The organism is Natrialba sp. INN-245 (assembly GCF_009807105.1).
In the GTDB taxonomy this organism is placed as follows: Archaea; Halobacteriota; Halobacteria; order Halobacteriales; family Natrialbaceae; genus Natrarchaeobius; species Natrarchaeobius swarupiae.
This window is the reverse complement of the sequence record NZ_WUBV01000050.1, coordinates 1-11,557: the sequence shown is the minus strand read 5'-3', so window position 1 is coordinate 11,557 and position 11,557 is coordinate 1. Positions and strand designations below refer to the sequence as shown.

11 protein-coding genes and 5 pseudogenes are annotated in these 11,557 nt (G+C 57.5%); 4 read left to right on the top strand and 12 right to left on the bottom strand.

The features are described 5' to 3' along the window. Window positions 1-527: 527 nt before the first annotated feature. The 8 genes and pseudogenes from GRS80_RS15085 to GRS80_RS20835 all read right to left on the bottom strand — a co-directional run bounded on the left by GRS80_RS15085 (window position 528) and on the right by GRS80_RS20835 (window position 4,291). Window positions 528-806 carry a DUF433 domain-containing protein gene (locus GRS80_RS15085; protein ID WP_160048286.1) on the bottom strand — a complete coding sequence of 93 codons (279 nt, stop codon included), beginning with the start codon at window positions 804-806 and terminating at the stop codon, window positions 528-530. Between the two features lie 283 nt (window positions 807-1,089). After that, window positions 1,090-1,842: pseudogene (locus GRS80_RS15080) on the bottom strand (hypothetical protein). Window positions 1,843-1,927: 85 nt separating this feature from the next. Then, window positions 1,928-2,386: a PIN domain-containing protein gene (locus GRS80_RS15075; protein ID WP_149082502.1), complete on the bottom strand. Its 459-nt coding sequence runs from the start codon at window positions 2,384-2,386 to the stop codon at window positions 1,928-1,930. After that, a complete protein-coding gene (locus GRS80_RS15070; protein ID WP_149082501.1) occupies window positions 2,383-2,754 on the bottom strand; it encodes a helix-turn-helix domain-containing protein in 372 nt (123 codons plus the stop codon). Before GRS80_RS15070 ends, GRS80_RS15075 begins: the two co-directional genes overlap by 4 nt. Before the next feature lie 59 nt (window positions 2,755-2,813). Continuing rightward, a pseudogene (locus tag GRS80_RS15065) lies at window positions 2,814-3,107 on the bottom strand (zinc ribbon domain-containing protein); the annotation flags it as partial. Window positions 3,108-3,122: 15 nt separating this feature from the next. Then, entirely contained in the window at window positions 3,123-3,278 is a 156-nt protein-coding gene (locus tag GRS80_RS15060) for a hypothetical protein (RefSeq protein ID WP_160048285.1), read from the bottom strand. A 21-nt stretch (window positions 3,279-3,299) separates the two neighbouring features. Next, window positions 3,300-3,641: a hypothetical protein gene (locus GRS80_RS15055; protein ID WP_235019763.1), complete on the bottom strand. Its 342-nt coding sequence runs from the start codon at window positions 3,639-3,641 to the stop codon at window positions 3,300-3,302. A gap of 146 nt (window positions 3,642-3,787) precedes the next feature. Then, the gene (locus GRS80_RS20835) at window positions 3,788-4,291 is read right to left on the bottom strand and encodes an ArsR family transcriptional regulator (RefSeq protein ID WP_235019762.1); all 504 of its coding nucleotides are present in this window, start codon (window positions 4,289-4,291) and stop codon (window positions 3,788-3,790) included. A gap of 587 nt (window positions 4,292-4,878) precedes the next feature. Here GRS80_RS20835 and GRS80_RS15045 point away from each other — a divergent pair. Then, a complete protein-coding gene (locus GRS80_RS15045) occupies window positions 4,879-6,258 on the top strand; it encodes an ATP-binding protein (RefSeq protein ID WP_160048283.1) in 1,380 nt (459 codons plus the stop codon). 762 nt (window positions 6,259-7,020) lie between these two features. On the opposite strand, the pseudogene GRS80_RS15040 reads toward GRS80_RS15045, so the two are convergent. Then, window positions 7,021-7,457: pseudogene (locus GRS80_RS15040) on the bottom strand (hypothetical protein); the annotation flags it as partial. A 78-nt stretch (window positions 7,458-7,535) separates the two neighbouring features. Between GRS80_RS15040 and GRS80_RS15035 the strand changes: the two are divergent. Further along, on the top strand, window positions 7,536-7,859 hold the full coding sequence (locus GRS80_RS15035; RefSeq protein ID WP_160048282.1) for a DUF6516 family protein: 324 nt from the start codon (window positions 7,536-7,538) through the stop codon (window positions 7,857-7,859). Window positions 7,860-7,894: 35 nt separating this feature from the next. Beyond that, the gene (locus GRS80_RS15030; RefSeq protein ID WP_160048281.1) at window positions 7,895-8,344 is read left to right on the top strand and encodes a transcriptional regulator; all 450 of its coding nucleotides are present in this window, start codon (window positions 7,895-7,897) and stop codon (window positions 8,342-8,344) included. Between the two features lie 266 nt (window positions 8,345-8,610). On the opposite strand, the pseudogene GRS80_RS15025 reads toward GRS80_RS15030, so the two are convergent. From GRS80_RS15025 to GRS80_RS15015, 3 genes and pseudogenes are all read right to left on the bottom strand, one after another. Continuing rightward, window positions 8,611-9,389, bottom strand: a pseudogene (locus GRS80_RS15025) (hypothetical protein). Window positions 9,390-9,786: 397 nt separating this feature from the next. Then, window positions 9,787-10,245, bottom strand: coding sequence for a DUF86 domain-containing protein (locus GRS80_RS15020; RefSeq protein ID WP_160048280.1), 459 nt, complete (start codon window positions 10,243-10,245; stop codon window positions 9,787-9,789). Then, window positions 10,242-10,667 carry a nucleotidyltransferase domain-containing protein gene (locus tag GRS80_RS15015; RefSeq protein ID WP_160048279.1) on the bottom strand — a complete coding sequence of 142 codons (426 nt, stop codon included), beginning with the start codon at window positions 10,665-10,667 and terminating at the stop codon, window positions 10,242-10,244. The genes GRS80_RS15020 and GRS80_RS15015 overlap by 4 nt, the downstream gene beginning before the upstream one ends. A 112-nt stretch (window positions 10,668-10,779) precedes the next feature. Here GRS80_RS15015 and GRS80_RS15010 point away from each other — a divergent pair. After that, window positions 10,780-11,289: pseudogene (locus GRS80_RS15010) on the top strand (transposase); the annotation flags it as partial. Between the last annotated feature and the right edge of the window lie 268 nt (window positions 11,290-11,557).

Below are 11,557 nucleotides of genomic sequence, written 5' to 3'. Positions count from 1 at the left end.
ATCGTCCTCACTGAGGTGACGGACGATCTCTTTTTCTTGTCCCGCCATTACCCTACCAACTCAAAGCATACCTAAATCTTCTGTGAACCACTATGCCCGACTGCCTGAGGGATCTTCGATCCCTCTCCGTTCACGACGGGGAGGAGGTCACCCGCGTAGACATTTGGATCATCAACAGGAGTGCCACTGATCCAACCAGATATGCTCGCCAGCGAGTTCCTGCGGCGAATAATACCCAAGAACGCGTTCAAGCGTTCGTACGACTCCGTCGGGATCATCCCGAAGCAGGACTGGATTTGTATAAATAATAATCCCTGAATGGTCTACGCCGTTGCTGACTGGCCCACTGAAGTCCTTCTTATCGTGGGTTAGGAATAGATACTCGTTTTCGGCGCAGTACTGCAAGAGTTGACGATCGTTCGTTCCTTCGCCGAAGATCGTATTCGCTTTGATCACGTCGTAGCCACTCGATTGGAGAGTAGTGATGAAGACACTCGGCACGTGTTCATCTGTACAAAATGAGACAGTCACTGTGCTGGTTCCGGGGGTTGTAACGCACTTTCTGCGAGTTCGGCTCGTACTTCGTCGCGTTCTCGGCGGAGCTGACGCATCTCTTCAGGATGCTCGTGATAGTATGCGAGTGCGGTATAGATTTCACCAAGCGATCGGTCAAGTTGATCCGCAACATCTGCAGGTGGGTTCCCACCATCGATTACGAGTTCATAGACGTCGAGAACACCCACGCGTGTCCCGTCGATACGGGGTTCTCCACCGAGTATGTCGTCCGTTTGCACGATGGTAGCCATGAGTCGTTCCTAGTTTAGTCGCACATCACATAAGCGTTCTCGGATTCGGAACCTCGATCACGAAAATCTGCCGGCGACAGCTGTTGTCTTTCGGCGGACGGCTCGAGTGGGTCTCTCAGTGTACCCACCGACGACCACTCGAGCGAGACACCCACCGGTACCCAACCTTCGTACACCCGCGTTCGTGCTGTGAGTGCGTTTTCGTAGAGAGTCAGCCAACCTCTCTCGAGGCGTTTTCTGAACCTCTGTCCCCGGTCACCCGAGGACACCAGCTGTCACCGGCCTACTCACCTGGGATCTCAGCATCCTCGAGAAGCACCAACCGACGCTCGGTGTACTCGAGGCCGTTCTTCCGCTCTTGGCGTTTCCGAACGGCGACACGATGCTTCGAGAGATCCAGTATGGCGTCGATCACTCTCGAGACCAGCTTCTTCGCGTAGGTGTCGCTGATGCCGGCTTCTTGCCGGCGGATTCAGTGTTTGAGATCGCTTGCTGTGACGTACTCACCGACCTCTCGGCACCCCTCCTCTCAGGGATTGTCACCGACACTATCGTCAGTCCGTGCTTGCCACAGCTTCGCTGCGAGCCGTGTGGGAACTGTATTTGCAGCGGAGCGACGCATCTCCTCGTCCATCCGGGCCAGTTGCTGGATCGAGAGGAGGTCCCCGTAGGCGAGGGAGACCTCACTTCGATTGAGTAGGTCGGCCTGCTCCGGTAATCGAAAGTACTGCTGCCCGTCGTCTTTCGTGACCCGCTCGAGACGCCCATTGGGGACCTCGACGAGGTGTTCGTCGACGGTTGCTTCACGGAGGTGGGCGCCTTTTTCGAGTTCGCGTGACTGGAGTTCGGTTACTCGCTCCTTGTTCGCGCTTGCCTTGTTCAGCGCTGCGTCGGTCGCTTTCTCGAGGCGATCACACGCTTGCTCGGTTTCTGCGAGGTGTTCGTTCTGTTCCTCGAGTCGGGTCTCGAGGTCGGTAATGCGTTCGTCTTTCCGGTCGAGTTGTCGTTCGAGGACTTCGATTCGTCTCTCGAGGATGGCAAGGCCGTCGTCGAACTAGTCGATTAACTGCTCGTTGGTGTTTGACGCCTTGACTCGAGCAGTAGCCGGATTCTGACGAGAATCATTTACGACGAGAGCCGTCTGCCGTATCGACTGGAACGACAGTGAACCCCAGCGTATGGAAATCGTCCGGATCGAATGTGAAGACATGCTCAATCCCGTATTCACGAGCGAGTGCACCGCCAAGGTGATCGAAGAAGGCGATTTCCTGGTCATCGTAGTCTCCGAACTGCTCGTTTGCCGCATCGAATATGTCCTCAGTCACGGGAACCACATTGATCGTTTCTGAGGCCCGGAGCTCCTCGAGCGTCGAGACAGCGTGGTAGTGGCTTTTCCGGTAGAGGATCACGGTTGCGAGCTCGGCAAGAACGTACCGACTCGTAACGATCGGCCCGTATTCACCAGCCTGAATCGCATCGAACACAGCTGAAGCTCGATCATGGTTAGCGTCGTCCTCGACATACGCTGCGTAGAACCCGCCGGTGTCGATGAATAGTGGAGTCGGTGTCTCTTGGCTCATGACGGTCCAGCGTCACCGTAGAGGATGTCATCGATGCGTTCGGAGGTAGTGGTCGGCTCTCCTGCCGCGAAGGTCTCCCGATCAAACAGTGGATCGTCTGGGTTGACGTCACTGATTAGTACTTCGCTTGCCCGCTCACTCTCGGTAGAGAGCCACCATACGACAGCTCTCCCTCCAACCTTTGATCGCTCGAGAACGCCATCGTCGGAAAGACGTTGGAGCCGTCGATAGGCTTGCGAGCGGTCGATACCGAACTGATCACTGATTGACTGTGCTGTCTGGATTGGCCGATCCTCGCGAGCGATGAATGCAAGGATTTCCTCGTCCGTCACTGTCGATGAGTACTCACCTCGATCATTCCGACTCATATAACTCACTACGTAGTGTACCGATATAACTCTGTGCACTACGCCTCACAGAGTTCCGGTCAGCTACCTACGGCTGAAACCGTTGGCTTGTCGGTGGACTCCCGTTCTGCCGACACGTAGGCGTCGGACGCCACTTCAGTGGCATTCACGGTCATCGTCCCCGAGTTCAGGGCGTACTGACAGAACGCCCCTCCAGCAGGGGACTTCTGCCCTTGCTGGAGTTTGAGTGCGAGTTTCCGGGCAACGTTTTTCGCTGCGTTGTAGTCGGCGTTCGCCGAGTACGAACAGTCGAGACACGTGAAGTGCTGGCCGTCACGATTCTCTTCGAGCGTACAGCTACACTTCGAGCATTGTTGGCTGGTGTAGGATCAGTCGATAACATCGGGTTTGAGTGAAAGTGTCTGCTTGCCGTCGTCTTTCGTGATCCGCTCGAGACGCCCATCGGGAACGTCGACGACGTGTTCGTCGACCGTCTCTTCGCGGAGGTGCGCGCCTTTCTCGAGTTCGCGGGACTGCAGTTCCATATCCGTTCCTGTTCGCACTCGTTACCGAAGTCCAACCGGTCGTCCGTCTTCCCACTCGACTGCAGTGACTGCATGGGGGAGTGATTCGAGTCTCCGCTCGATAACGTCGAGCGGGTGTGAGTCGATGAAGTCCGCTGGCCGATGGTCCACAGCTGTTGCGCTATCGTTCACTTGCAGGTGTACTGGTCCAAGATTGTCGTGCGTATCGTCCTGATGCCAGCCAACCAGCAGTTGTCGCTCCGGTTCGATCCAGTTGAACCAGTAGTGCTCGTACGGTTCGCCCGTTTGCAGTTGGAATCCGACTTCGACTCGTGCGATCGTCGTCGGATACGCCTCATCGTTTAGGAGCTTTCGTGGGTTCACCGTACCAACGACGCGGTACGGCCCAGCTTCACGTGGTTCGATACGGCGTCGGTGAACACCATCGAACTCGCCACTGAGACGGTTTTGGATACGATCGTGAAGCCGCTTCCGCTGTAAGTTGGCTCGATTCGCGAGGAAAACGACCATCAGGCGAGTGAGGAGTAGCTGTTGTTTTTCGGTGAGGAGAGTTCGACGACATCGCCATACAGGTGGAGTGCATGTTTCACGAGCGCGAGTTCCGTATTGACCGCTTCCCATGTAGCGATTACATTCCGTCGTTCACGAAGTTCCGAAGCCGACAATTTCTCTTCGGCGAGTTGTTCCCGAAACTCCTCGAGTGAACTGGCATCGAACTCCGCCGCTAATGCTTCTTGTTCTTCTTTCAGCTCTGTGAGTTGTACCTCCAACTCATCCCGCGTATGCTCCTCGATGAGGGTGGTGACCTCGTCAAAGAGCATCCGAACCGGATTCGCGTCGTATGCTTTCGTCCCGTCAACTGTCGTTTCGATGACCCAGTCGTCCCGCTCTAGGCGCTGAAGTTCATCGTCAGCTGTTGCCCGTGAAACCTCCGCTTGGTCAGCGATCTCTTGGACAGGTGTTGGCTCGTTCAACATATCGACAACTTCGCGGACCCGTTCACGACCACTCATCGTTTCTGTCCACGTACCGTGATCTGAATCTCCCATTATCCTCCTCTAAGATCTGCTCCGTCAAATAATTTATTTCGAGTTAATTATCTGGGCTCCAAGCTGCTCGAAGTTAGTCGATACCGTGGAACCTCCAGTGACAGCTGTTGTCGTCGGGATCTCCTCCAGCTCCTGTCCTTCGTTGTGACCACTGACGACCACTCGAGTGACACACCAACCGGTACCCAACCCTCGGACACCCGCGTTCGTGCTGTGAGTGCGTTTTCGTAGAGAGTCAGACAACCTCTCTCGAGGCGTTTTCTGAACCTCTGTCTCCGGTCACCCGAGGACACCAGCTGTCACCGGCCTACTCACCTGGGATCTCAGCATCCTCGGGAAGCACCAACCGACGCTCGGTGTACTCGAGGCCGTTCTTCCGCTCTTGGCGTTTCCGAACGGCAATGCGATGCTTCGAGAGGTCCAGCATCGCGTCGATCACTCTCGAGACCAGTTTTTCCCGTAACGCAGTCTATGGAGGTCATCTTTCGATCTCGACCGAGGGCTTTAACCAGCCACTTTATTATGCATTGGATCATATTATCTCGTGCATAATGATCAACCGCAACGAAGAGCTACAGTGGCTCACCTCACACCTCGATCGGGATGAGCGCCAATTACTCGTAGTGTACGGCCGGCGTCGTGTGGGGAAGACGACACTGGTATCCGAGGCTCTGGAAACGCTTGAGATGCAGTCTCTGTATTATCTCTGTGATCAGCGTGGCTCAGCTCACAACGCTACGCAGTTTGCTAGTCACTGTGCAGCGGTTTTCGACGACATCCCCCCTAACGTTGATGGGTTTGTTGGTGCATTCCAGTATCTCAAAAACCGAGTTGATGAACCATGTGTTATTGCTCTGGATGAATTTTCGTATCTCGTTGAGGCTGATGAGACGATTCCCTCCGTGTTTCAAACAATTGTCGATGAGGTGCTTGCAGACACAGACATCTCCCTTGTTCTTCTCGGATCTTCAATCTCGATGATGGAAGAGGGTGTATTGAGTTACGAAAGCCCGCTGTACGGTCGACGAACCGGCCAGTGGGAGTTAGCTCCACTCTCATTTGCAGACATGCAGGCGTTTTTTCCGGGCAGTGATGTTGATACGCAGATCCAAGCGTACAGTGTGCTTGGTGGCATTCCGGCATATCTGGAGCAGTTCGATTCTGATCACTCACTGCTGGCGAATATCGAGACACACATTCTCTCAAAGGGAGCGTTCCTGTATGAAGAACCAGAATTTCTCTTACGCCAAGAACTCCGAGAACCGGCAACATACATGGCCATCCTTGAGGCAATTGCTGCGGGAGCGACCCGTGTGACAGACATCGCGAACACGATCGGAAAGGATGCCAGCGGTATCTCTCGGTATCTCAAAAACCTCTCGAAGCTAGCGCTTGTTGAACGAGAGACACCGGTAACTGATCCAGACGGGCGTGGCATATACCGGATTGCAGATGATTACCTTCGGTTCTGGTTCAGGTTTGTCGCTCCAAATCGGGGAACACTCGAGCAGGGGCGAACGGCGGTAGTTCGAGACTCGCTTGCCGATTCACTCCCAAAGCATACGAGTCAGACGTTTGAAATTGTGTGCCAACAAACAGTCCAGACATCGGCGTTTCCGGTCGACTGCTCTCGTGTCGGTCGATGGTGGTACAAGGAGGAAGAAATCGATGTCGTTGGACTCGATTCACAGACGAATACACTGCTACTCGGCGAATGCAAGTGGACTACCTCTGCTGTCGGAACCAGTTTACTAGCGGATCTCGAGTCACTCGAGGAAGAGGTTCGGTGGCAGGGTGATGATCGTACCGTTGCGTATACGCTGTTTTCGCGTTCCGGATTCACAGACGAACTGGAAACGCTTGCAACGGAACGTCCGGACCTCTATCTGTATACGCCCAAAGAGCTCGCCGCTGTTTTTGCGTCCGGGTGATGTTTTCGGCTCTTTGATAAAGCACCGAAGGACGAGTTGGAGACTCCAGTGACAGCTGTTGTCTTCAGAACATCCTCCAAGACCAGTCCGGTAGTGTAAACTACCCCTCCCTACTCCCTCAGCGCATACGCGCCTCGGTCCTGGAGGGAGGGGCTTTGATGACTCGCATCCCCTCCTCACAATCGATATTGCGGTAAGTCATCTCGACGGCCTTCCTGACAATTTCACTGAGAGAGTAACCCAACTTGGGACGGAGGCACAGCTTGAGCGAGCTATTCTTCAGACGATCGACGATGGAATCACGGAACCCGAGACGATCACAGAGCGTGTGACCCCGAGTATTGCCGTACTCGACGAGGACGAAGCAAAATGAGTGACAGACGCAATCAATCGATTGGTGGAGAAAAACGTTCTCCAGCGGTGTGGTGGAAACTTGCAGCTGGCGGTCTGAGTAGGGTTAGCTTCGTATTTTACACAAAGAGCAGGTGGTGCCGTTGCAGAGATTCTGGTCAGAGAAAGATTGGGAACAGAACGCCCGGTTGAGTTTCCAGTGACAGCTGTTGTCGTCAGAATCTCCTCCAACCCCTGTCCGTCTGTGTGACCACCGACGACCACTCGAGCGAGATACCCACCGCTAACGAACCCTCGTACATCCGCTGTCCTGTTGTGAGTTCGGGTTCCCAGAGAGTCACCAGGCCTCTCTCGAGGCGTCCTGGAATCCACTGTCCCCGGTCACCCGAGGACACCAGCTGTCACCGGCTCTTACTCACCTCCCGTTTCACCCGGGATTGCTGCATCGGCAGGCAGCACGAGCCGGCGTTCTGTGTACTCGAGGCCGTTCTTGCGCTCTGTTCGCTTCCTCACTGCGACGCGATGCTTCGAAAGGTCCAGAATCGCGTCGATCACCCGTGAGACCAACTTCTTCGCGTAACTCTCACTAACCCCGGTTTCCTGTCGACGAATCCAGTGTTTGAGATCACTTGCTTTGACGTACTTGCCGATCTCTCGACAGCCGTTCTCCCAGGGGTTATCGCCAACGCTGTCGTCGGTACGGGCTTGCCACAGTTTCGCTGCGAGCCGTGTAGGGACCGTATTCGCAGCTGATCGGCGCATCTCCTCGTCCATCCGGGCCAGTTGCTGGATTGGCAGCAGGTCACAAACGCAAGCGAGGGTTCGCCCCGCTCGAGTGGATCCCCGTTCTGAGAATATGTAAATGTCCTTAATGTTGACTTTCTCCCCAACATTTATCGTGTTGGGACAAGACCCAACGAATAGGGATGGCCGGATATACGGTACTGTACGAACATCGCCACATCGAAGCGGGGCTGATTGAGAAAGTCAAAGTCGGATATGCGACCGATATCGAGACGTACCCGTCGGGTGATCGGTACTCAATGCACCTCGGTACGTTCGATGGAATGACGCTGCTCCGATACGATAATTCCCACGAAGCGACGAAAGGCCACGAAAAGCATACTGCTACCGGCGAAACGACCATCGACTACCCGGGGTTGGAACCACTGCTGGTGCAGTTCTATGCCGAAGCGGACGCCTACTGGGACGAAATTGACGGCGCTGACGGACCTGATCGCCCGTTCTGAACCAGATTCGGCCATCCCCTACACCACAACAACCCATGGCATCCACACTCCACATCACTGTCGGCGAGCGCGAACAGGTTCGTGAAGACGCGCTCGAGGTCGCTCGAGCGATCGATAGCACTGACTCACCAGAAGAGATCGACGACTCGGTACCGGACCATCTCGCAGGCCGGTCCGTGCTTCAGTTTGGGAGTTACGACGATCTCTACGAACACCTTTCTCCGCTGCGGCTTGAGCTTATCCAGGCGATCGTCGAGAATGAGCCGACGAGCATCCGGGATGCAGCTCGTGCCGTCGATCGCGATGTCTCTGATGTCCATGCAGATCTACAACGACTGGAGATGCTCGACATCGTTGCGTTTGAGGAGGGGGGACGCGGTGGTGCGAAGGTCCCCATCGTCCCGTACGATCGGATCGAGATGCATATTGACTATCCACTCGTCGACGACGATACTGACGCTGACGCTGCTGCCAGTGCGGACTGATCCACTTTTTCGGCTACGTTCTCACCGAACCTGAACGACGAGTTGGGGTCACCAGTGACAGCTGTTGTCGTCAGAATCTCCCCCAACTCCTGTCCATTAGTATGACCACCGACGATCACTCGAGCGATACGTCGACCGGTACCGAACCCTCGTACACCCGCTGTCCTGTTGTGAGTGAGGCGTCCCAGAGAGTCGCCGAACCCCTCTCGAGGCGTGCTGTAATCCGCTGTCCCTGGTCACCCGAGGACACCAGCTGTCACCGGTCGTTAGGCTTCACCTCTCGTCTCCCCAGGAATTGCTGCGTCGGCGGGCAGTACGAGCCGCCGTTCCGTGTACTCGAGGCCGTTCTTGCGCTGGGTCCGTTTACGGACGGCCAGGCGGTGGTTCGAGAGCTCGAGGATCGCGTCGATCGTGCGGGAGACGAGCTTCTTGGCGTAGGTCTCGCTGACGCCGGCTTCTTGCCGGCGAATCCAGCGTTTCAGGTCGGAGGCCGTCACGTATTCGCGGACGTCCTTGCAGCCACGCTCCCAGGGATCGTCGCCGACGGTCGGATCGGTTCGGGCCGCCCAGAGGGCCGCGGCGAGTCTCGTCGGGAGGGCGTCGGTCGCGGACCGACGGAGGTTCTCGTCCATGCGTGCCAGCTGCTGGATCGGCAGGAGATCCCCGTGGGCCAGCGTGGTTCGGGCAGTGCGATCCAGCGGATCCTCGGTCTCGGGCAGCCGATAGTAGGCGTGGCCGTCGTCTTTGACGATCCGCTCGAGGTGATCGCCCTCGAGCGGGAGCTCGTGGGGATCGACGCCATGGCCCGGAGGTGCGCCCCCTTCTCGAGTTCCCGGGCCTGAAGCTCGCGAACGCGGCGCTTGTTCGCGTCGGCCTTGTTGAGCGCGGCCTCGGTCTTCGTCGCCGCCGTCGTCAGCTTCGGTTTGAGCGTCTCGAGGCGTTCCTCGCGGGCCTCGAGTTCGGCCTCCAGGCGCTCGATGCGGTCGGTCTTTCGCTCGAGGGGCGTCTCGAGGCTCTCGACCTTCTGCGGATGTTGAAAGCGCAAGAACGCTCGGTCTCACTTCTTGCGAACGACCTCGACCTCTCAGAGGATCGTGTTCGATCGCTGGTTTCGCAGTTCGAACGGATGAACTGCGTGGTACGTCGGCGCGGAACGCGATATCGGGCGGTCTGTCCGGCGACGGCGAAATCGCTTGCCAAGCGGGCGCGGATCCGACGGGAACGCGACCGCGCGGCCCGGCGGACGCTCGAGGAGCAGCTAGCCGATCTTCGACAGCACGCGACGAGCGCGCTCGCCGACGGGTACCTCCCGCCGACGGTATCGATCTACGGTCCGCCGGGCACCGGGAAGACGCTGATGCTACACCGCCGCTGGCGCGCGTTCGTTACCGGGGCACTCGCAGACGCCCTCACGGGTACGTCGCCGCGCTCCGGAAGCGGACCTACTCGACGGCCTCTTCGAGATACTCGTGGATCGCTTCGGCGAACGCAACGTATCGATCGAGGCTGTTCTGGAGTGCATCGTACACGATGTCGTCGTTCACAATCGGACCGTATGTGTGGGCCAACACGTCCCGGAAGGCGATGGCTTCGTGCAGCTGTTGTGCGAGGTCGTCGCCGATGATGCCGCTCGTCTCGAGATCCGTGATCGCGTCCTTGCGCCGATCGGGCACCGATCCACACTCTGCGGCGAGAACCGTTTCGGCGACGTCGACCGTTGCGGCGATCAGCTTTTCGAACTTCCGTTCGACGGCCTCCCGCTGTTCGAGGTGTTTGTCGGCGCGGTATTCCGCTCGCGACAGCTCCTGGTACGTCTCGAGCTGAGAGACGTTCCGCTCGATGGCCTCGATCGCGTCGGCAATCCGAGTCGCGCGTTCCGGCGACAGACCATCATCAGTCACGACGATCCCTCGCGAAGCCGTTCGACGGCCGCGGCAACCCGATCGCACGCGTCCCGCACCGACGGCGGTTGGCCCGCGTATTCGTCGGCCAGTTCGGCCCGACGTTGGTCGGATCCGAGGATGACTTCGCCCTCATCGAACGCAACGCGTGCGAACCGTGGCGACATCGCGTGGACATCCACCACGTCGATGCTGGTCGGGACTTCCTCCGCGAGCGTGGCGCACAGGCGGAGATACGCCTCGCTATAGCCATCGTCGCCGGGCCGGCGGTCGTCGAACTCGATCGCCACGTCGAGATCACTCCGGTCCGCCATCGACCCCCGGGCACCCGACCCGAACAGCAACGCGAACGAGACGGCGTTCTCGGCGAGGACGCTGCGGAGCGTCTCGATCGTCGTCTCATCGGGGACGCCATCGTCCATATCTCGGCTATGGATTCCCTCCGATAAAGGCGTACGCACTCGCCAGCGGCGACAGGACTCAGGGGACGCCTGCGGGTGGTCCCGGGACACGCCGGGCGATCGCTGCCGCTGGCGCGCCCTGTGGGCGCGCAGGAAACTTGCAGAGCGTGAAACTCACTTCTACCACGTTCTCACGGACACGATCATCACTGAGTGTGTTGAGCGCGGTGTTGGCACGCTTGCAGTGAGTTGGCCCGAAGACGTGCGCCAGTCCGACTGGGGCAAGACCGGCAACAAGAAGCTGCACTCGTGGGCGTTCGACCGCATCTACCAGTACCTCGAATACAAAGGCGAGATTCGTGGTGTTGAGGTGCTGAAAGAGAACGAGTGGAACACCTCGAAGACCTGTTCGCGGTGTGGTGACGACACGAAGTCGAACCGTGTCGAACGTGGCCTGTACGCCTGCTCATCGTGTGAGCTGGTCGGGAACGCAGATTGTAATGGGGCGGAGAATATGCGCCAGAAGATAACTCCGAGTCCTCACGGCGAGGATAGGAGTAACGGCTGTGTGGCACAGCCATCGGTACACCTGTTCGACCGCGAGAGCGGGGCGTTCAACACGAGAGAACAGGTCGTATCGTAGACCGGCAAATATCTCACCTGCGGTACGGGAAGCCTCGCCGGTTACGGCGAGGAGGATGTCACGGATGCTCTGGCTGTACTTCGGAAGTATAGCTAGTACTTCGCCAAGCGTCGACTGCAGGGTCAATCTGTCGCCGTAGGCCGGTTCAACCCTGCAGTTCAGGCTTCCAAAGCACTAGTAGCTTCCCAACCGTCGAGTGACTAGTTCTCAGCATCCTCGATAGTCGGATAGAGCCGGTGTAGTTTCGTGCGAGCGTCCTCGTTTGTGA

Bases quoted from the DNA above. Each gene is read 5' to 3' on its own strand.
- GRS80_RS15085 (WP_160048286.1), bottom strand. From the start codon at position 806: ATGGCTACCATCGTGCAAACGGACGACATACTCGGTGGAGAACCCCGT.
- GRS80_RS15075 (WP_149082502.1), bottom strand. From the start codon at position 2,386: ATGAGCCAAGAGACACCGACTCCACTATTCATCGACACCGGCGGGTTC.
- GRS80_RS15060 (WP_160048285.1), bottom strand. From the start codon at position 3,278: ATGGAACTGCAGTCCCGCGAACTCGAGAAAGGCGCGCACCTCCGCGAA.
- GRS80_RS15035 (WP_160048282.1), top strand. From the start codon at position 7,536: ATGGCCGGATATACGGTACTGTACGAACATCGCCACATCGAAGCGGGG.
- GRS80_RS20835 (WP_235019762.1), bottom strand. From the start codon at position 4,291: ATGAGTGGTCGTGAACGGGTCCGCGAAGTTGTCGATATGTTGAACGAG.
- GRS80_RS15030 (WP_160048281.1), top strand. From the start codon at position 7,895: ATGGCATCCACACTCCACATCACTGTCGGCGAGCGCGAACAGGTTCGT.
- GRS80_RS15015 (WP_160048279.1), bottom strand. From the start codon at position 10,667: ATGGACGATGGCGTCCCCGATGAGACGACGATCGAGACGCTCCGCAGC.
- GRS80_RS15070 (WP_149082501.1), bottom strand. From the start codon at position 2,754: ATGAGTCGGAATGATCGAGGTGAGTACTCATCGACAGTGACGGACGAG.
- GRS80_RS15045 (WP_160048283.1), top strand. From the start codon at position 4,879: ATGATCAACCGCAACGAAGAGCTACAGTGGCTCACCTCACACCTCGAT.